This window comes from Microbulbifer sp. YPW1 (assembly GCF_013367775.1).
Taxonomy (GTDB): domain Bacteria; phylum Pseudomonadota; class Gammaproteobacteria; order Pseudomonadales; family Cellvibrionaceae; genus Microbulbifer.
The window spans coordinates 27,700-46,647 of record NZ_CP055157.1 but is presented as its reverse complement, the minus strand read 5'-3'; the positions used below and the strand labels follow the sequence as shown (position 1 = coordinate 46,647).

The 18,948-nt window shown below is 57.0% G+C and carries 17 protein-coding genes and 1 tRNA gene; 10 read left to right on the top strand and 8 right to left on the bottom strand.

What is annotated here, in order from left to right; genetic code table 11:
• Window positions 1-200: 200 nt before the first annotated feature.
• From HUW35_RS00220 to HUW35_RS00210, 3 genes are all read left to right on the top strand, one after another.
• Window positions 201-761 (top strand): nitroreductase family protein, encoded by a 561-nt coding sequence (locus HUW35_RS00220; protein ID WP_181253739.1) that lies wholly within the window; start codon window positions 201-203, stop codon window positions 759-761.
• 190 nt (window positions 762-951) lie between these two features.
• Window positions 952-1,039: transfer RNA gene (locus tag HUW35_RS00215), tRNA-Ser, on the top strand.
• A gap of 246 nt (window positions 1,040-1,285) precedes the next feature.
• Window positions 1,286-2,452 (top strand): GGDEF domain-containing protein, encoded by a 1,167-nt coding sequence (locus HUW35_RS00210; RefSeq protein ID WP_181253738.1) that lies wholly within the window; start codon window positions 1,286-1,288, stop codon window positions 2,450-2,452.
• 87 nt (window positions 2,453-2,539) lie between these two features.
• On the opposite strand, the gene HUW35_RS00205 is transcribed toward HUW35_RS00210, so the two are convergent.
• Complete coding sequence (locus HUW35_RS00205; RefSeq protein ID WP_181253737.1) at window positions 2,540-2,926, bottom strand: DUF2750 domain-containing protein; 387 nt, start codon at window positions 2,924-2,926, stop codon at window positions 2,540-2,542.
• Window positions 2,927-3,167: 241 nt separating this feature from the next.
• Between HUW35_RS00205 and HUW35_RS00200 the strand changes: the two genes are divergently transcribed.
• Together HUW35_RS00200 and HUW35_RS00195 are read left to right on the top strand one after the other, a co-directional pair.
• The gene (locus HUW35_RS00200) at window positions 3,168-5,009 is read left to right on the top strand and encodes a sodium:proton antiporter (RefSeq protein WP_255463389.1); all 1,842 of its coding nucleotides are present in this window, start codon (window positions 3,168-3,170) and stop codon (window positions 5,007-5,009) included.
• A gap of 157 nt (window positions 5,010-5,166) precedes the next feature.
• Window positions 5,167-6,459, top strand: a complete 1,293-nt coding sequence (locus HUW35_RS00195; protein ID WP_219932624.1) for a carbohydrate porin — start codon at window positions 5,167-5,169, stop codon at window positions 6,457-6,459.
• Window positions 6,460-6,471: 12 nt separating this feature from the next.
• On the opposite strand, the gene HUW35_RS00190 is transcribed toward HUW35_RS00195, so the two are convergent.
• On the bottom strand, window positions 6,472-6,966 hold the full coding sequence (locus tag HUW35_RS00190) for an NlpC/P60 family protein (RefSeq protein WP_255463629.1): 495 nt from the start codon (window positions 6,964-6,966) through the stop codon (window positions 6,472-6,474).
• A gap of 254 nt (window positions 6,967-7,220) precedes the next feature.
• Window positions 7,221-7,712: an arsinothricin resistance N-acetyltransferase ArsN1 family B gene (locus tag HUW35_RS00185; protein ID WP_181253734.1), complete on the bottom strand. Its 492-nt coding sequence runs from the start codon at window positions 7,710-7,712 to the stop codon at window positions 7,221-7,223.
• Window positions 7,713-7,821: 109 nt separating this feature from the next.
• Between HUW35_RS00185 and HUW35_RS00180 the strand changes: the two genes are divergently transcribed.
• Window positions 7,822-9,006: a PilT/PilU family type 4a pilus ATPase gene (locus tag HUW35_RS00180; protein WP_181253733.1), complete on the top strand. Its 1,185-nt coding sequence runs from the start codon at window positions 7,822-7,824 to the stop codon at window positions 9,004-9,006.
• On the opposite strand, the gene HUW35_RS00175 is transcribed toward HUW35_RS00180, so the two are convergent.
• From HUW35_RS00175 to HUW35_RS00160, 4 genes are all read right to left on the bottom strand, one after another.
• Window positions 9,000-9,566 carry a heme-binding protein gene (locus HUW35_RS00175; RefSeq protein ID WP_181253732.1) on the bottom strand — a complete coding sequence of 189 codons (567 nt, stop codon included), beginning with the start codon at window positions 9,564-9,566 and terminating at the stop codon, window positions 9,000-9,002. The two genes, HUW35_RS00180 and HUW35_RS00175, sit on opposite strands and share 7 nt — an antisense overlap.
• A gap of 179 nt (window positions 9,567-9,745) precedes the next feature.
• Window positions 9,746-10,075 (bottom strand): hypothetical protein, encoded by a 330-nt coding sequence (locus HUW35_RS00170; RefSeq protein WP_181253731.1) that lies wholly within the window; start codon window positions 10,073-10,075, stop codon window positions 9,746-9,748.
• Between the two features lie 110 nt (window positions 10,076-10,185).
• On the bottom strand, window positions 10,186-11,133 hold the full coding sequence (locus tag HUW35_RS00165; RefSeq protein ID WP_181253730.1) for a glutathione S-transferase family protein: 948 nt from the start codon (window positions 11,131-11,133) through the stop codon (window positions 10,186-10,188).
• Window positions 11,134-11,203: 70 nt separating this feature from the next.
• Entirely contained in the window at window positions 11,204-11,683 is a 480-nt protein-coding gene (locus tag HUW35_RS00160; RefSeq protein WP_181253729.1) for a DoxX family protein, read from the bottom strand.
• Window positions 11,684-11,831: 148 nt separating this feature from the next.
• Between HUW35_RS00160 and HUW35_RS00155 the strand changes: the two genes are divergently transcribed.
• From HUW35_RS00155 to HUW35_RS00145, 3 genes are all read left to right on the top strand, one after another.
• Window positions 11,832-12,746, top strand: a complete 915-nt coding sequence (locus HUW35_RS00155) for a LysR family transcriptional regulator (protein ID WP_181253728.1) — start codon at window positions 11,832-11,834, stop codon at window positions 12,744-12,746.
• Window positions 12,747-12,850: 104 nt separating this feature from the next.
• Window positions 12,851-13,342: a BLUF domain-containing protein gene (locus tag HUW35_RS00150; protein WP_181253727.1), complete on the top strand. Its 492-nt coding sequence runs from the start codon at window positions 12,851-12,853 to the stop codon at window positions 13,340-13,342.
• Between the two features lie 185 nt (window positions 13,343-13,527).
• A complete protein-coding gene (locus tag HUW35_RS00145; protein WP_181253726.1) occupies window positions 13,528-14,457 on the top strand; it encodes an SGNH/GDSL hydrolase family protein in 930 nt (309 codons plus the stop codon).
• Window positions 14,458-14,544: 87 nt separating this feature from the next.
• On the opposite strand, the gene HUW35_RS00140 is transcribed toward HUW35_RS00145, so the two are convergent.
• The gene (locus HUW35_RS00140) at window positions 14,545-16,200 is read right to left on the bottom strand and encodes a thioredoxin domain-containing protein (protein WP_181253725.1); all 1,656 of its coding nucleotides are present in this window, start codon (window positions 16,198-16,200) and stop codon (window positions 14,545-14,547) included.
• Between the two features lie 440 nt (window positions 16,201-16,640).
• On the opposite strand from HUW35_RS00140, the gene HUW35_RS00135 reads away from it, so the two are divergent.
• The gene (locus HUW35_RS00135) at window positions 16,641-18,914 is read left to right on the top strand and encodes a hypothetical protein (protein WP_181253724.1); all 2,274 of its coding nucleotides are present in this window, start codon (window positions 16,641-16,643) and stop codon (window positions 18,912-18,914) included.
• Window positions 18,915-18,948 lie beyond the last annotated feature (34 nt).

Here is an 18,948-nt window from a genome sequence, read left to right as displayed (position 1 = left end):
TCAGCTTTTTTCATTATAACGAGGCCTGGATCACTGACAGGCGCAAAGTTTAACCTCTTGCTGCAGTGAAAGCGACGGCATTTGAGGATAAGGTTCTAAATAGTACGTTCGTTCAACATTTGTAGTTAATACATTTGAGGTAGAATCCCCGTCCCTTCGGGGGGAATTATTTCGCACCGTTCAATATCAGGAGGCAATGGATGGACGCGCTGGAGGCACTGCATAACCGGGTATCAATTGGGGCTTTGGGTGACCCAGCACCGAATAGTCAGCAGCGGGAAGCCATTTTCCGCGCAGCCCTGCGCGCAGCCGATCACGGCAATCTGCGCCCCTGGCGTTTTCTGGTGGTAGAGGGTGAGGCGCGTGCCCGCATGGGGGAGATTTATCTCAAGGCCAGCGAGTCTGGCGAGCCTCTCAGCGAAGCCCAGCGCGAACGCACCCTGGCCATGCCCCTGCGAGCACCGCTGGTGGTGGTTGCGATCACTTGCTTGCAAGAGCATCCCAAGGTACCTCACAACGAGCAGCGCATGTCTACCGCCGGTGCGGTACAGGCCATGCTGACCGCCGCCTTTGCCGAGGGCGTTGGCGCATACTGGCGCACCGGCGCGCTGGCCGAGAACCGCGTGGTCGCCGAGGGCCTGGGGCTCGCAGAAAATGAAGAGATAAGCGGTTTCATCTATATGGGTACCCCACAAAAGCCCCCGAGACCGGCACCAGACCTGGCGGTAGCGGACTTTTTTGCCGACTGGACCGGCGAGTGAACCAAACCCGGATGCGCGGCTGGCGGGATTTTTTGCGAAATACACTTGCACCTGCCGCTGCCTTTCTGTAAAGTTCGCGCTCGCTGATCGGGAGCTATGTTACTGATTAGCAAGGCAAAACGCCGACGAGCCCGCAGGCGTGCGGATGAGGCTCGCTAAACAATTCACAATCAACGCGACAATCAGTTTCGGTGAGGTGTCCGAGTGGCCGAAGGAGCACGCCTGGAAAGTGTGTATGTCGAAAGGCATCGAGGGTTCGAATCCCTCCCTCACCGCCATTAAACAAAAAAGCCCGGCTAAAAGCCGGGCTTTTTTGTTTAACGACGATGAGGTCGGGTGAGAACCTTCGCGGGGTTCGATCAACTCGCCAAAGCGAGTTGAGACCGAGGCGAAGCCGAGCCCGCAGGGGCAAAACACGCACAGCGTGTTTTGAGGCAATCCCTCCCGGTTATTCTATAAGCTTCACAAGTGCAACGAAGCCAATCCTTCCCTCATCTCCACCCCCTCCCTAAAAAAATAAAAAAATGAACACGCAAAAGCCAACTCTCGCACAACAAGTCCGAGCCCAAAAAATTGCCAGTGTGTACCGACACACCTGGACACTTTCTATCAGCCACCCGATCGCCGGCGCCTTGCTGGCTGCCAATTTCTGGGACGTTGCCCACCCGTTACCGCTCCTGCTGTGGCTCGCGGCCGTGATTCTGGTGGCAGTAATACGGGTGCCGCTTTACTGTCACTACCGTAAACACGAAAAAGATATCGCCCAGTGTCGGCGCTGGGGGTATTACTTTGCCGCCATGTCGGCACTACAGGGACTGCTTTACGGGGTCGCTTGGGTTGCTTTTGTTCCAGCGGGAGACCCGTTTTATTTGTCAGTGGTCTGCCTGTGGGTGATGGGGTTGAGCGCCTGTGCGGTCGTGGGGTATGCGGCGGAGCCGAAGACGCTGCTGGCATTTTTTATCCCGGTGGTGGTGCCGGGCGCTGTGTTGCTGGTGCTCGATGGAAGTGAGCGCATGCAAATCCTCGCGGCCGCAATAGTACTGTACGGCGTGGTGATCTTGCTGGCGTCGGCACCGGTATATCGTTCCATCGTACGCTCGATAGAGTTGAATATCCGCCTGCGGGAACTTTCCGAGCAGGACGGTCTTACCGGTCTCGCTAACCGACGACATTTCGATGAAACCCTGCAAAAAGAGCTCGACCGCGCTGCACGGCGCGATCAGCCGCTGTCACTGCTATTGCTGGATATCGATCACTTCAAGGCGTACAACGATCACTACGGGCATGTTGCCGGGGATCACTGCCTGCGCCTGGTGAGTGATGCCATTGCCGGATGCGTTCGCCGCAGCGGCGAACTGCTGGCGCGTTACGGTGGGGAGGAGTTCGCGCTGCTGTTACCGGGTACCGACAAGGCTGAACTTGCGGTTACCGTCGAGCGGCTGCAGCAGGCAATTCGAGAGTGTGCCATTCCTCACCAGGGTAGAAACGATGGGGAAGGTATTGTTACCGCCAGTATCGGCGGAACTACCGTGGAGGGCATACACGGCGGATATCCGGCGAGTCCGGAGCGCTTGATCGACAACGCCGATACGGCGCTGTACATGGCGAAAAATCACGGCCGCAACCAGTATCACTTTTTCTGCGGACGATCCGGGCAAATGGCCGAGGCAGAGCCCGGCACTATTGCGTAGTGTCCATCGCTTCGCAGCGCTTTTCCTTCATCAGGATCCAGGCATCGCATTCCCCGGTATCGGGGAAGATACAGACGCTGCCCCCCTTCAAAAACGGTTCAGCTCCTCGCGCAGGTCCTGTTCCAGGTCTTTGGGGTCCGTAATCCAGACACTGTTGTCGGCGCCGGGAAACACTCCGACCTCAATCCCGTCTTTGTCCAGCCCCGGCAGCCACCGGTTCAGGAATTGGGGCAGGGGAATACTGCGGGTGGTGAGATCGCTCTCTCCCTCGGCATAGGCCTCGGCGAATGCCTGTGACGGCCACAGGGGCAGGTACTCGAAACCGCCCTGTTCGTCGGAATGCAGTTTCAGGAAGTGCTCATCGCTGTTGATCAGAATCCAGACTTCACGCTCTTCTCCGGTGACATCCAGAAAGTATTCGTAACGGGCTTCGCAATCCAGTTCGAGAATTGCCTGTAGTTCTTGTGCGCTCATGGTTTGCCCTTTTGGTAAATCTTGGCTGGTGGTGCAAGCGGCTGGCACGGAAGTGATTTGGCGCCATCGCTACCTCCCGGGTTCCAGGGGGCTCTCTACACCGGTATTCACTTTATACGGGATTGTACAGAACCGATAGCCGTCCGTTCCCTCGTGTAATTATGAGTCATTGAATTCCGGAGACGATTCGCTAACTTAGCATCAGCGCTCGAATAACTATCTCAATCGGCAAGCCATCTCTATGCAAGAACTGATCTCGAACCCAATGGCCCTGTTAGTAATGGTGGGGATCGTGTCGATTGCGTGCCAGTATCTGGCGTTTATGCTCAAGTTGCCGGCGATCCTGCCGCTGCTGCTGGCGGGGATTGTACTGGGGCCGATGACCGGGGTGCTCGATCCCGACGCGCTGTTTGGCGATCTGCTGTTCCCGCTCGTATCGCTGGCGGTGGCCATCATCCTGTTTGAGGGGGCGCTTACCCTCAAGTTTTCCGATATCGCCGGGCACGGCACCATGGTGCGCAACCTGTGCACACTGGGCGCCCTGGTAACCTGGGTAATCGCCACACCGGCCGCTCATTATGTGCTCGGCATGCCCCTGCATCTCGCGGCGCTATTTGGCGCCATTGTCACCGTAACCGGGCCAACGGTGATCGTTCCCATGTTGCGTTCGGTGCGCCCCAACACCCGTATTTCCAATATTCTTCGCTGGGAAGGCATTGTCATTGATCCCATCGGAGCGCTGCTTGCGGTGCTGGTGTACGAGTACATCGTGGCGTCGCAAAATGCCGTCGAGCACACCCTGGTCATACTGCTGAAGGTTGTGGCCATCGGTTTTGGCCTGGGTTCGCTGATGGGCTACTTCCTTGGTACGCTGCTCCGGAACAACTGGGTACCGCACTACCTGCGCAATACCGCCGTGCTCACCCTGATGCTGGGCGCCTACGCCGCATCCGATCTGATGGCCCACGAATCCGGCCTGCTCACGGTAACCGTGATGGGTATCTGGATGGCCAATATGAAGAACCTGGACGTCGACGATATTCTCGAGTTCAAGGAAACCCTCAGCGTATTGCTGATTTCCGCCCTGTTTATTCTGTTGGCAGCGCGGGTGGAGTTCTTCACCCTGGCACAGCTGGGGTGGGGCGCGCTGCTGGTACTGGCGGCGATTATGTTTGTCGCCCGGCCGCTCTCTGTGTTCCTGTCTTCTCCGGGTTCTGGTCTCAACTGGCGCGAGCTGGCAATGCTCAGCTGGATCGCCCCGCGGGGTATCGTTGCCGCTGCGGTATCCGCGCTGTTTGCCCTGAAACTGGAACCCTTCGGATTGCCAAAATCGGAACTGCTGGTACCGATGGTCTTTCTGGTGATCATTGCCACTGTCGTCCTGCAAAGCCTGACTTCCAAGCCGATCGCCAAGTTGCTCGGGGTGCGCGCCCCTTATCCCAATGGGTTCCTGGTATTTGGGGGCAGCAAGTTTGCGCGCATGCTGGCGAAAGATCTGATGGAAAAGGATATTCCGGTCAGGATCGCCGATACCAACTGGGATGCCATACGCGAGGCGCGCATGGAAAATATCCCCACTTATTACGGCAACCCGATCTCGGAACACGCGAGCCTGACCATGGACCTTTCGACCATTGGCAAGGTTCTCGTCCTGTCGCCTTACAAGCAGTTGAATCCGCTGGTCACTTATCACTTCGAACATGTGCTTGGCGAAGGGGCGGTGCTGGGGTTGAGCCATGGCGGCCAGGAGGGGCGGGCCAGCCACCGGGTTTCGGATGACTACGCGAAGAAGCTGGCGCTGTTTTCAGAGAATGCCACCTATAGTCGCATCGCCAGCCTGGTAGCGAGAGGTGCAACCATAAGGACAACACGCATTACCGAGGCTTTCACTTTTGACGACTACAAGGAAACCTACGGTAATCGCGCGACAAAGCTTTACGCCTTAGACCCACAGGGCAGAGTGCATATATACACCGTTTTACACGATATTGCGCTCAAGGAGGACTGGCAGATCGTCAGTCTGATTGCACCCGAAAAGGTGGTGGAGCAGGCAACTGACAGCGCGCCACTCGCAATCAGTTAGCGGGTTCTGACGAACTGGCGCCGTCAGGTTCCAAGGTGCCCACCGCTGGGTCGAAACCCATAGCGCGAAAACTGACTACACTCTGTCCGGGATGCTACCAGTTAAGCTGTTGAGCTAATCAAGGGTAAGTGCGCGAGAGGCTGCTATGGGACGGAGTTTGAAGCGGGTAATTGCAGTAACCATGGTTACCTGCATTGTCTTTTTGCCGGAGGTTTTTGCGCAAAACGTTGACCAAGCCGACAACGGGACGTCTCTTTGCTCTCGTCCAGCCTTGTTCGACTGTCCCGGCGGGGCGAGGCAAACCTTGCGAGATCGCGGGGTAAACATAGATGCCAGGCTCACACAATTTTCCCAGGGTGTCCTCGATGGTGATGGCAGTAAAAGTTGGCAGTACGGGGGCAAGGGAGACCTGATCGTAAATCTGGATATGTCGAAGCTGGGATTGTGGCGCGGCTTTTCCGTCAATGTGCACCAGGAATGGATTTACGGGGAAGATGCCAACAACCCGGGGAATGGAGAGTTGTTTCCGTTCAATACGGCGCTCGCCTATCCGCGACTGGGGGGGAGCGATAGTGAAACGGCACTTACGCTGAGGCAGCAATTCGGGGACAGTACATCGTTAAGCTTTGGCAAGTTCAATATGTTGAGCGTCGCCGCCAAAAAACCTCTTGCCGGCGGTGGTGGCCTCGATACGTTCATGAATATCGGGCTCGCAGCTCCGATTAGTGGCGTGACGCCGCCGTACCTATTTGGCTTTATTGGCGTGCATAAAATCGAAAACGCAGCCTTCACACTGATGGTCTACGATCCGCGTAATTCACAGGATCAGGAGGTCATCAAAAACCCTTTTTCGGAAGGCACAACCACCAGTATCTCGGCGACATTCCCGGTTAAGGTCGCGGACAACAAGGGTTTCTACAGTGTGCGCGGCGTCTACAGCTCAAAATCGGGGTTTGACCTTAATTTGATACCGGCCCTGCTTGATATTCCGCCCGAGTCTGAATCTCTGCTGGCGAAAAAAGGCTACTGGTATTTAAGCGCCGCTGCGCAGCAATATCTCTACCACACGCCCGGTAATCCGGATGCCGGTTGGGGGCTTTTTTTAGAAGCGGCTGCATCCGACGGCAATCCCAACCCGCTTAAATGGCATTTCCTGGTTGGTCTGGGCGGTCAGGGGCTGCATCCTGGCCGACCGCAAGACCGGTGGGGAGTCGGTTATTTTAAATACGGTTTGAGCAAAAAACTGGTCGATGGGCTGGCAACCATCGGCAATACCATTCCATTCGATCCTTCCTTTTTCATCCGTGACGAGCAGGGCGTGGAAATTTTCTACAATTTGCACGTAACACCCTGGCTGCGTATTACCGCTGACCTGCAAAGAGTTAAGCCGCACGAGCAGGGACGCCCCGATGTAACTGTCGGTGCGGTGCGAGCGCAGATTCGCTTCTGACTGGGGCGGAGGTTAACTACGACCATCTATATCCAGCCTGCGCGCGCGCCAGTAGCGACTGTTCCAGTAGTGTTCCGATAAGTGGGAAATGGTCACGCCTCTGGAAACAGAGGCGTGAAGGAACTGCCCATTCTCAATGTAGATGCCCACATGCCGGCCCCGGCGACCGGTCTTGAAGAACACCAGGTCTCCCGTGCGCAGCTGGCTGCGCTTGATGGCCTTACCGGTTCGGGCCTGGTATCTGGTGGTGCGGGGAAGCTGTATGCCCATGTGATCCCGGTAGGTGAGTAATACCAGCGCAGAGCAGTCGATACCGCGCTTGCTCATACCGCCCAATTGATACCGGGTACCCTTCCACTCTTGAAATTGCTCGTACAGGCGTGCTTTGACTAACTCAGAGGGCGAGGGGGATGGGGCGGGCTTGGATTGAGGATGCTTGGTTTGGGAGAGAGGGCGTTCTTGTGAGGCGCGGGGCGTGTCTTGCGGCGAATGCTGGTAGGGAGCCATGCTGCATCCGGCGGTGGTGATGATCGCAGTTATATGGAGCAATAGCATTCTTCTTTTCATTGGGGGTACATCTGTGCGATCACGGCAATCGACGCGGAGGGGTGGCGCCCGGAGTGAATTTTTCTGATGCACTATCGTACCAGTTGAAGCTGAATAGACGCTGAACTCTATTTTGGGTAAAAATTAACCAGTTTGTTGTCTTGTTGAAGCGTCGACCACGCCCGCATCGGGCCGAGCTGTTCGTACAAACGACCTCAAGATTGCAGTAGGTACTGCCAGTAACCCACATCTACCCACTGATCGAACTTTCGCCCCACTTCTTTGAAGTGTGCCACTTTCTGCATACCAAATTTCTCGTGCAGCGCCACACTCGCCGCATTCGGCAGTGCGATACCGCAGATCACCGCATGAATGCCGCGCGACTTTAGTTGTTCAAGTAACGCCTGATACAGTGCGGAACCCCAACCTTTAGCGGTAGCGTTCGGATTAAGATAGACGGTGGCTTCCACTGAATATCTGTACGCACTGCGGCCCTTCCATTTCGTTGCGTAGCAGTAACCAATTACCTGACCATTGTTTTCGGCCACCAGCCACGGCAGTGCATTGCTGCCACATTCTTCGATACGGCGCGCTATTTCGTCAGCAGATACCGGCTCTATTTCGAAGGTAATGCAGGTGTGTTTGACATAGTGGTTGTATATTGACGCGATATTTTGAGCATCTTCAACATGCGCGTTTCGTATCATTCTCCGCTCCCTGCTCCGATTCACATTCACAGTGTTTTTCTTTGCCGCATGTCACAGTTTTCGATAAGCTTTGCGCTCGATGATTTTCGCGCCAGCAGGAACTGTATCAATGGACTTTACCGGTTATCTCCGTGTACTCGCCAAAAATGATGGCTCTGACCTCTACTTGAGCACCGGCGCGCCGCCCTGTGCCAAGTTCCAGGGGGTGCTGAAACCCCTTAGCAAAGAGCCCCTTGGCCCCGGGGAGATCGAGAAGATCGCCATGGATATCATGGATGACGAGCAGCGCGATGAGTTCAAGCGCGAGCTGGAAATGAACCTGGCGATGACCATCCCCAATGTGGGGCGCTTCCGGATCAATATTTTCTGGCAACGCAATCAGGTCTCCATTGTTGCGCGAAATATCGTCACCGAGATTCCCAAGTTTGATGACCTCAAGCTGCCGCCTATTCTCAAGGACGTGGTGATGGCCAAGCGCGGCCTGGTGCTGTTTGTGGGCGGTACCGGCTCGGGCAAGTCCACCTCGCTGGCGGCGCTGATTGACCACCGCAACACCAACAGCGGTGGCCACATCATCACCATTGAAGACCCGGTGGAGTATGTGCACCGGCACAAGAAGAGCGTGATCAATCAGCGCGAGGTGGGTGTGGATACCCGCAGCTTCCACGCGGCGCTGAAGAACACCTTGCGTCAGGCGCCGGACGTGATCTTGATCGGCGAGATCCGCGATCGCGAGACCATGGAGCACGCCATCGCCTTTGCCGAAACCGGCCACCTGGCAATTTCCACCCTGCATGCCAACAACGCCAACCAGGCCCTCGACCGGATCGTAAACTTTTTCCCGGAAGAGCGTCGCCCACAACTGCTGATGTCACTGTCGCAGAATATCCGCGCCTTCGTATCCCAGCGCCTGGTGCCCACGGTGGACGGCAAGCGCTGCGCCGCTGTGGAAATCCTGCTGGGAACACAGACCATCAACGAGCTGATCCTGAAAGGCGAGTTCCACAACATCAAGGAAATGATGGAAAAGTCAGAAAACCTCGGTATGCAGACGTTTGACGGTGCGCTGTTCAAACTGTACGTGGAAGGCCGTATCAGCCACGACGAGGCGATCAAGAACGCGGACTCTGCCAATAACCTGCGCCTGCGGATCAAAATGTATGAAGAGGGCAAGAAGCCCAAGGCGGTGGTCGAGGAATCCGACGAGGAAACTGGAGCGGCCAAGACCGGTGGTGGCTTGTCGCTCGCGCTGGAGTCGATCGAGGACGAAGAGGAAGATGCGCTGGTTTACTGAACCTCCAGCATAACCTCATTCCTGCGTAAAAACGGCAGGGTCCAGGGCGGGTTGTAACGCGCCAGCTCCGGCGCGCCGACCGGCTGCAAGCCTTTCCCTGCGACCCATTCCTGCAGGTCCGCCGTTTTCTCCGCGACCTTGTCTGCGCCGGTCAGCCCGGAGAAACGAATAACCGCGTAGCGGGTTTCGGGGATCTGGCGGATAGTCACTGCGGCATTGTTCGGACGCGGCAGGGTTTCCAGGGTGTAGTGGCTCGGCATCACGAATGAGACGCGCCAGCGGCCGTCATTTTCCTGCATGCTGACTGGCGCCGTCATGCTGATCTTTTCCGAGCGGGGCTCCATACCCACGGGTGCTGTCATCTCAATCTTCTCGCTGCCGCCACCACCTGCCGTATTGTTGCCAAAGATGTAGTTGGCGAGCAGGCGAAAGCCCCTGCTCGACGCCTCGTCCATCGAACCACTCACCACCACTTCCGCCACAATTCTGGGCTGGTAGGTGCGCAGCTCGAACGGCGCCGATTCTTCCGTCACTGTATACGCCGGTTCTTCCGTTGCCATTGCATATCCCGCCAGTATTACCAATAACAGCCCCAGTATTACTCGTGCCATATGCTGCGTCATTTCTGAGCCGCCGCATGGTCGGCAATTGATAGTCACCCTAGAGGCGGTGCACGGCACTTTAAGGGCATTGTGCAATGTCTGGAGCATGGCAGGTTTTCTCGTAATGTCGCAGCGAATCAAACCGCCGCCACAAAACCACCCAGTAGCAGGGTAAGTGCAATGGTGAGCAGCCCCTGAATAATCGCGATCAGAATACCTTTCAGGAATCCGGTTCCCAGCACCAGCATATAGGCGATGGCTGCGAGAGGGATGGTGATCAGCAGGCCGAGTTCTTCTGTGACGCCGGGAATCATCCCGCCGACAAAATGCTGGATGATTACTGCCAGCAGTAGGGCAAACAGACAGGAGAAAACCCCGGTATTACGCGCTCCCAGCATGCCGGCGGCCATCTTCAGCGGCACCACCAGGATTGCCACTACGATGATGAGGAGGATCAGAAATTCCATATGCTACCCCACGGATGTTTAGGGTGAATGTGTCCTGACTATAGCGCGACAGCACCCCCTTAGCACCCGCTCTTCCGTGAATTCCCTGCGGAGCAGTTCTCCGGATTCCATCAAATACCGCGCGGCCCCTCCGGGACAATTCCTGTGGGATTGAGCGCCTTGATCGAATAGTACCCAGCCTTGATATGCGCCAGCTTCACCGTTTCCTGTACTCCCTCTAATTCGAGCACCCGGTGCATATAGCGGTGCAGGTTTGGCATTTCCTTGAGCGTATTGCGATTGCACTTGAACAGGCCGAAATACGCAGCATCAAATCGCACCAGCGTGACAAACAGGCGGATGTCGGATTCGGTGAGGTCATCGCCGAACAAAAATTTGCGGCCGTCGGCGAGTCGTGATTCCAGCTCATCCAGTGCGGCGAATACACGGTTGTAGGCCTCTTTATAGGCAAATTGAGTAGTCGCAAAGCCGGCCTTGTAAACGCCGTTGTTCAGGTTTTCATACAGGTAACCGTTTAACGCGTCGATATCCTCTGCCAGTACGGCGGGGTAGAGGTCGGGGCCTTGGTTACCCAGATGGCTGAAAGTGCTGTTGAGCATGCGCACGATGTCTGCAGACTCGTTGTTGACGATGGTCCTCGTGTGCTTGTCCCACAGCACCGGCACCGTGGCGCGCCCGGTGAAGTTGGGATCGGCGCGGGTGTAGAGTTCATGCATGTAATGCGCGCCATTCAGTGTGTCCTCGTCGGCGCCGCTAAAACCGCCGAACGCCCACCCCTGATCGGTAAGCACCGGGTTGACTACCGACACACTGATTACGTCGGTCAGGCCCTTCAATTGACGCGCCACCAGGGCGCGGCTCGCCCAGGGGCAGATGTACGCCACGTACAGGTGGTAGCGGCCGGCCTCTGCCTTGAAGCCTCCGCGGCCCGTGACACCGGCAGTTCCGTCTGCCGTTACCCAGTTGCGGAAGGAAGACGTCTGCCGAATAAAGCGGCCATCACCGTCTTCCTGTTGCACCGGTTGCCAATTTTCCTGCCAAACGCCATTCACTAACATGCTGTCACCACTTGTTGATCTGCGTGCGCCCCCGGCCGGGGGCGCAAGACGGGGTTGTCACTGTTGGCTATCAGGCGGGCTGCGCCGCTTGCAGGTCGCGTTCGTTGGCCAGGAGATTGCGCAGGCCATTGTCCAGCGCGAGGGTGCCGCCCCCCTGAATTGCCAGAGCCAGGGTCGCCGCGAACAGCGCCAGCGCGAATTCATAACCGTTGTTTGCCATGAACAAGCCGTTGCTGATATGCACACTGAAGATTGCCACCAGCATAGTGACGGCACTGACTGCAGCGGCGGGGCGGGTGAGCAGGCCGAGCACCAGGGCGAGGCCGCCAAAGAATTCCGCACTGCCGGCCAGCAGGGCCATCAGGTAGCCGGGCGCCAGGCCGATGCTTGCCATCCATTGGCCGGTGCCTTCCAGCCCGTAGCCGCCGAACCAGCCAAACAGTTTCTGGGCGCCGTGGGCGGCGAGGATGATGCCCACCGGTACACGCAGGGCGAGCGCGCCCAGTCCAGCGTTAGAGTTCAAAACCTTGTTGATCATTTGCTTGTTCATAACCGTTCTCCGAGTTGTTGGGTTTGGGCTTGGTGTTCAAACCTCACCAGCTTGGAAATCAGTTTAATGGCAACAATGTGGGGTATAAACGCGCAGTTTGTTGGTCTACTATCAACAAATTGTTGGCAATATGATTGGTTATGCTGCTATGGACCGGATTACCGCGCTGAACGCCTTTGTGGCGGTCGCCGACGAAGGGGGCTTTAAAAAGGCCGCAGACAAGTTGGAGTTATCGAACCAGCTGGTCAGCAAGTACGTGTCCCAACTCGAAGAACGCCTCAAGGTGCGCCTGTTCAACCGCACCACGCGGCGCGTGCATCTGACGGAGGAGGGCGAGCAGTGTTACCAGTTTGCGGTACAAATCCTGGAAAGCCTCACGGACATGGAGAGCCAGCTGGGACAGATGCAGAGCGAAGCCCAGGGGCTGCTGCGCATCAGCGCCCCGGTCACTTTTGCCACACGCCATCTGGCACCGCTGATTGGAGACTTTAAACAAGACCACCCGTCGGTAGGCATCGAACTGCAGCTTAACGACCGCAAGGTGGATGTGGTGGAGGAGGGGTTTGATGTGGCCCTGCGTATCGGCCACTTGAAAAGCTCTTCGCTGATCGCCCGGCGGCTGGCGCCAATACGCCTGGTGGTATGTGCATCCCCTGAATACCTGGCGCGGGAGGGCGTACCGGAGACCCCGGAAGACTTAAAGCCGGAACACTACCTGCGCTACAGCTATATGGAATCGAGTCAGGGGGATTCCCGGCTGATGGCCGCGCTGAAAAGAAGCCAGCCAGTGGGTGCGGCGGGTATCGCGTGCAACAACGGTGAAATCCTGATGCAGGCCGCCGTTGCCGGCCAAGGGTATGTATTACAGCCCACCTTTATCGCCGGGGAAGCGATAAAAGCGGGCAAGCTGCAAGTCATACTGCAGGAGTATGAACCCGAGCCGCTGGCACTGTATGCGGTATATCCCCACAGGAAATTACTGGCCACCAAGCTTCGGGTATTTATCGATTTTATTGGCAACTACTTTGGTGATCCGCCTTACTGGGATGGGTTTGATGGCTAGGCGTCGATGCGCGGTTCCAAGCGCGGTCGCAATTTAAAACTGATCCAGGGTCCAGTTGGCGGCGTAGTAACGGCGAATACATTTCGAATAAATTGGGTCGAACTATGAGCGAATTGATCCGGCTGGTCTATGCCAGCCGCGCCGCCTTTGAACCTGTGCCGGTAAAGCAGGGCGTTGAACCGTCCGTGGGGCGCATCCTGATGCAGAGCCGCAGGAACAATGCACATGCCAATATTGGCGGCGTACTGTATTTCGGTGATGGCTACTTCTTTCAGGCGCTGGAAGGCGAGCGCCAGGCCGTCAACCAGGCCTACCGGCGCATTGCGGCGGATTTGCGACACCGGGAGGTGACGATTCTGTCATTAAAGACGGTATCTGAGCGGTTTTTCGCCGACTGGTCGATGAAGTATGTTCCGGCAGAGGAAGCGGTAAAACAGTTTATTCGCAGCCACAACTACCAGCGCTTCGAACCCCTAAAGTTCCAGGAGACTGAGGCCGAAGCGCTGATCGAACTTTTCCACTCCTATGGCGACGCTGGTGCCAAGATCAAGAAAAAGGGTGGCTGGTTTGGCTTGCGAAAACTGTTTGCCTCTTAAACCGGATCACTGAGTGCCCCGCACGCGACTTCGCATAAACGCTTTGGGCGACAGAGCTGCGATGCATATCCCAGACTGGATACGCCGGCATCTAACCCAACCGCGCGCGATAATGTGACCAACTAACCTATCTCCGTTCACCGCATTAAAAAATAAGCATAAATAGGATGATCGGAGATAGCACAATGCATAAAGCCAGTCTTTTTGTTTCCCTCGCCATTACCTCTGCACTTTGGTCCATGAATTCCCTGGCCGCGCCAGCCAAAGGCACGGCCGCGGGCGACAGTATCACCATGGGGTTCGCGGCCGACTGTACCGGCAATACGTTCTTTACTGGCGGGTTTTTCTGCCTGTTGGGCGGTGACCAGCCGGAACACAGCTGGTTCGACGGTTGGGACAGTAGCGTCAACAGTGTCCACGACAAATACAAGGCCATAGACCCGAATATTGTCGCCAACAAAAATGCCGCCCGTTCCGGTTCCGAGATGCGCGGCGGCAGCGATAATTTCAGCGTCCAGGCAGACCGGATTCTTTCCCAGACTCTGGTCGCGGATCACGTGGAAGTGGTGCTCGGCGGTAATGATATCTGCAACCGCGACTGCGTCGACCCGGCCAACTGTTCGGACCCGCTGTTGACGGAAAACGAATGGCGCGGTGCGGTGAAAGCCGGGCTCGACAAACTGGTGGGTGGCCTGCCCAGTGGCTCGACGGTGGTGCTGGGGTCGGTGCCCCGGGTGCAGGATCTGCGCGCAGCGGGCGTCGCCAAACAGAGCGGTAATTGGCGGGTTAACTGCGAAAGCGTCTGGTCCACCTTCGGTATCTGCCGGATCGCCACCAACGGCGGCACCATGAACGGTGAATCCTTTGCCACACGTTACGCCGGAATCAATACTGCACAGCGCCTGTATAACGAGGTCCTGCAGCAGGAGGCCGCGGCCTACAATGGCACCAACGGGGTGGAGGTCGTCGCGGAGTACTCCGGGGCCAACCAGACCAATGTGGGCACCTTCTCGTTCGGCAAGGATGATATTGATGGCGGGGATTGCTTCCACCCCAGCGTGCGCGGCCAGAATACGGTGGCGAACCTGATGTGGAACGGTAACCCGGACAAGTAAATTGCGGGCGGTGAACAGGGCTCCGCAAGGAGCCCTCAACCTCTATCGCCGCAAGTTCGCCCGGTGTCAGGCCTCGGCCCGCCGGCGCTAGTCGGAATCTTTATCTTCGCCGCTGTTGTCCTGGCCTTTGCCCTCGCTACTGTCCTGCTCGAAATAACTCTCTTCCTCGACAACGTATTGCACCCGCTCGGGTAATCCGTTGCGCATGAAGGTCACATCGACCACCTCGCCACTGGTCAGTGCATCCCAGAGCTGATTCTGGCCACTGTGCACCCAGGTGTCATTCACCCGCACCACCACATCACCTTCCTCGAAGCCCAGTGCAGTGAAGAACTCGCTATCTGCGATGCCCTCGAGTCGCAACAGGTTGTGCCCGTCGACCACGTGCTCCGCGGGGACGAATTTCTTTTCCAGCTCCGCGCGATTTTGCAGCTGCTCTTCCAGCCACGCCTGCCCCAGGGTCAATACGCCGGAAGGCGGGATCAGTTTGCGGGATTCACCGTCCGGTTGCTCAATGCGTCGCATGGTGGCTTCGTCCCGCTGTGCCGTGGTGGTCATGGGCACCCGCACGTAATCGCCATCCTCTCCGCGCAGGGTCAATCGCTCCAGGTGGTCGCTGACCTGCAGGATGGCGTAGCGCTCGTGTACCCGCTTGAGGGTGACGCCGTCCATCAGTGTATCTCCGGGGGAGAATTGCCCGGCAGAGGCATCGCGGATGCGAATCAGGGCGGTGGACTGTTCGGGCTGGGAGGAGACACTGGTGCCGTTTAGCCGCAGCGGCAATTCGGTCTCGGCGATCCTCTCGCCGGATTGCCGCCAGCGGGCCGCATCGGCGTGGGCGCTTGCCGGATCGTGCCCCAGACGCAGCAACTCCTGGTCTATCCACATGGCGTAGTGTTCCAGAGGGCGCGGGCCTTTGACATAGAGGCCGTTCACGAACACCACCGGCACGCTCTGCAGGCCCAGGGAGCGGGCGAGGGTGGTATCGGCGGCAACCCGATCACTACCTACGGGATCATCGAGGCAGCGGCTGAACGTATCCTGTGACAATCCCTGCTGTATCGCGAGCTGGATGAAGGTCTCCCCATCCATTGTTTTCGCCTGCGTGTAGAGACCATCCGCGTAGGCCCAGGGCGTATCCTGCAGGCCGGCGCAGTGCACTGCCGCTGCGGCCTGCGCGCCCTGCCGGTGGTAGTGCATGGGGAAGTCAAAAGGCACCACGGCAATCCAGCCGGCATAGCGATCCAGCAATTCCCGCAGCACCAGATTGGTGGTGGCGCAGTGCACCGACTGGTAGGAGCAGAACACCGCGAGGGTTACCGGGGCTTCGGGGTTGCCGCGCAGGCGGCGGTCGCCACTATCGATGTCCAGTCTGGGAGGTTGGGGATGGGGCAGCAGCCACTCCACCGTGGGTGCGTCTCCACCGGAGGCCTGCGACGGGCGCTGTGTATCCACCATGGATTTGAGCGTATTGAAGCGCAGCTGGTACTCGGCCAGTGCCAGGTCGTGCCGTTCCAGGCGGATTTGTTGATCCACCTCTCGCAGGGTGATCGCGCTATCGCCGACGCGCGCCACTATTTTTTGGTCTTCTTGTTGTTGATCGTGTTGTTGACCTTCCTGATGTTTGCCGCTGTTCGATCCGAATTCTCTATCCGTATCAAAGCTGCAGGCGGAGAGTAGCGCGGCCAGGCATATCGGCAGCAGCCGGGCAGGGTGGTTATACCGCTTGTCCAGTTCATCCATGGCGTTCGATCCACTCGTTATTATTCTGTGAGCATTTCTAGCACATGGGCTCTTGAGTCTCTACCAATCCCGTAGCGCACAGCGCATTGTGGCGGGGAAGATAACGCCCCCTATCTGGTGCCGGGTAAAAAAGACCCGCCTCTACATACTTACTTCGCGAGCACAGCGAGTGAAACGGTAGTCCCACCTAATAATCGAATCGCGAACTCTATTGCATAAATAACCCGATATGAATCACTAATTTTTCAGGCCTGAAAAATATTCCGTTAAAACTAAATTCTAGTGCCGTATTTACTGCCAATATTTTCTATGCACGATAGAGAATAAAAACTGCGTGGACTATAAAAAGGGCTCGCATTTCCGTTTTTCAATTTTTCACCCACGGCATCAAAACCATAATCTGACTTGTGCTGGATAGCCGAGTCACCGGAGGGACGACAATGAATAAACACCTGGAAAATGTCTTACCACGCATTAACAAAACCTCGATATTCTCTCTTTTCTTATTTGTCGTCATTGGATTTTTTCCACTCAATAGCACGGCACTGGAAATCAATCTGGTATTTGATCCCGATGGGTCTGGTGCCGTAGATCCCTGTGATGATGGGCTTGCCGCATGTGGGCATACGGAAGAGCTTATTCAAATCGTGGGGTCAGTAGCGGATCATTTTGAGAGCATTATTCAAGACGAGCACGAGATGACCATCCGCTTCTGGTGGCTGGATCCCGCCCTGGGCGCCCCGGATGCGTTGATTATCGAGAGGGACGAAGACGGCAAACCGATCGAAGCGAGAATCAGGATTTCGGCGAACCTCAATTATTACTACGACACCTTTCCGGATTTCGACTCTGAATTCGTTATGCGTCCCAAGCTGGCCAGGACGGTACCGGATTTCGAGGTGGCGGAAGCCTTCTCCGGCGTGGCACCGGAAATTTATGAAGTCGCGTATAACGGTAAGGAGATCGACCCGATAGGCGGCCTGGATCTGGTAACTGTTGTATCACACGAAATGGCGCACGCCCTCGGTATCAGTGCGGACGTGAGTACTGCCTGCAACGAGGCAGACAATCCACCTTTTTACTTCGTCGATCCGGAATTTGACGGCAGTGCATCACTGGGCGTCAAGGCCTATGAATTTCTGAACGAGGGGGAAACAGACTTCGACTGTGCACATCTGGCACTCGGCGGCCTGAACATGTGCAAGCCGGCAGACCAGCAGGATCAATCGGTCGGTGAACTATTCGACGACCCCAGCACTGTCGAGGGCCTGACGGTCGGGGAATGCGCCTCCCACCAGGCGTTGAACTGGTTTGCGTTTTATCCGAAATCGCGCGCCCGGCCTTCCATCAACGGCATTCTCGTGATGCAACAGGGCGGAAACTGGGAACAGATCAATCTGCCGCGCCTTTACAGTCTCACCGGCGGGGACTGGTCAACCGCGTCCAATTGGCTGGGCAATGAGGTGCCTAACGAAACGGACGAGGTGTTTATCGTCAATCAGTTGCCCCTGTTCTTCGTGACCGAGATTGAAGTCACCGACAGCCGCAATGCAAAGAGCCTGTATATCGCTGATGAAAACAAGCTGACCATTCACGGCAGCTCGGAACTGGCGGTTGCTGGCCCCGTTACCGCTGCCGGCCCAAATTCCACCACCGGCCCCCTGAGGCCGATTATCCCGCCGATGGGCGGTGAGCCGCCCATCGGCACCGAGGGCCCCTTCACCACAGTTGAGGTGGAAGCTACCGGGGTGTTCAACGCATTCGATCTGAATATCGAACCCGAGGCCAGGTTCTTGGTAAATACCAGCAGCGAGACCAACCTCGGCAATCTGGAAAGCTTCGGCCTGATACGCGGGGCCGGCGTCATCAACGTGTTTGTCCTTGAAAACGCCAGAAGGATAACCGCTGACTCCGGTACGCTGGTCTTCGCAATCCCGGAGGGAGATCCCGACGACACCGTCGTGGTCGGGCCGCCGCGGCTGGATCTTGACGGCCCCAGCTTTGTTGGCGATGCCGATGCCGCCTTGTCTGCTATCAATGGCGACCTGATTTTCGATGGCGCCATTGCAGACAGCGTACAGGCGCAAATTACTGTAGGAGCGGGGCGCTTTATCGAGTTTGTCGACGGATGGGAGCAGGGCTTTTCCGGAAATGGATTCCCCAAGCATGCGCTGATACTGGACGGCGGCCCCAGCGGAGCCGAAGTGCGCGGTGAAACCTCGCTCGGGGGGCGCGTACAGGTCAATGGGCTGGGTGTTTTCACTGACGATGCGACATTCGAATCCCTTTCAGAAACGGATCTGGATATCGGCGGCCTTGCTCCGGGGCTCGAGCACGACCAGCTGAATATGCAGAACGTCCAGTTCAATGGAACGCTCAACGTCGAGTTTAACGAGGGCTTCGCGCCCGGCTTCCAGGACAGTTTTGCGCTGATCACCTACGCGAGTCATCTGGGCGAATTCAGCAGCATCGAGGGAATCGATCTCGACATGGCGCTGGAGGGTGGGCTCAAGCTGTTTCTGGAATATGGCGACACCGAACTGTCTCTGCTTGTGGGACTCGATGGTGGTTCGCCCGGCGAACCCAATTGCTCGGGCCAGAGCATTGCCACACAGGCAGCCATACACGGTGGCATCGCCGCAGCGGCGGCCTTTCATGGCTTCCCCAGCGTCAAGGCCTTTAAAGACGCGATTAAGGATTTTTGCAATACGTAAGTGATCAGGCGCGCAGGTGTCACCCGATGGATGG

Bases quoted from the DNA above. Each gene is read 5' to 3' on its own strand.
- HUW35_RS00170 (WP_181253731.1), bottom strand. From the start codon at position 10,075: ATGGAATTTCTGATCCTCCTCATCATCGTAGTGGCAATCCTGGTGGTG.
- HUW35_RS00200 (WP_255463389.1), top strand. From the start codon at position 3,168: ATGCAAGAACTGATCTCGAACCCAATGGCCCTGTTAGTAATGGTGGGG.
- HUW35_RS00220 (WP_181253739.1), top strand. From the start codon at position 201: ATGGACGCGCTGGAGGCACTGCATAACCGGGTATCAATTGGGGCTTTG.
- HUW35_RS00150 (WP_181253727.1), top strand. From the start codon at position 12,851: ATGAGCGAATTGATCCGGCTGGTCTATGCCAGCCGCGCCGCCTTTGAA.
- HUW35_RS00185 (WP_181253734.1), bottom strand. From the start codon at position 7,712: ATGATACGAAACGCGCATGTTGAAGATGCTCAAAATATCGCGTCAATA.
- HUW35_RS00210 (WP_181253738.1), top strand. From the start codon at position 1,286: ATGAACACGCAAAAGCCAACTCTCGCACAACAAGTCCGAGCCCAAAAA.
- HUW35_RS00155 (WP_181253728.1), top strand. From the start codon at position 11,832: ATGGACCGGATTACCGCGCTGAACGCCTTTGTGGCGGTCGCCGACGAA.
- HUW35_RS00175 (WP_181253732.1), bottom strand. From the start codon at position 9,566: ATGGCAACGGAAGAACCGGCGTATACAGTGACGGAAGAATCGGCGCCG.
- HUW35_RS00140 (WP_181253725.1), bottom strand. From the start codon at position 16,200: ATGGATGAACTGGACAAGCGGTATAACCACCCTGCCCGGCTGCTGCCG.
- HUW35_RS00145 (WP_181253726.1), top strand. From the start codon at position 13,528: ATGCATAAAGCCAGTCTTTTTGTTTCCCTCGCCATTACCTCTGCACTT.
- HUW35_RS00205 (WP_181253737.1), bottom strand. From the start codon at position 2,926: ATGAGCGCACAAGAACTACAGGCAATTCTCGAACTGGATTGCGAAGCC.
- HUW35_RS00160 (WP_181253729.1), bottom strand. From the start codon at position 11,683: ATGAACAAGCAAATGATCAACAAGGTTTTGAACTCTAACGCTGGACTG.
- HUW35_RS00180 (WP_181253733.1), top strand. From the start codon at position 7,822: ATGGACTTTACCGGTTATCTCCGTGTACTCGCCAAAAATGATGGCTCT.
- HUW35_RS00190 (WP_255463629.1), bottom strand. From the start codon at position 6,966: ATGGCTCCCTACCAGCATTCGCCGCAAGACACGCCCCGCGCCTCACAA.
- HUW35_RS00165 (WP_181253730.1), bottom strand. From the start codon at position 11,133: ATGTTAGTGAATGGCGTTTGGCAGGAAAATTGGCAACCGGTGCAACAG.
- HUW35_RS00135 (WP_181253724.1), top strand. From the start codon at position 16,641: ATGAATAAACACCTGGAAAATGTCTTACCACGCATTAACAAAACCTCG.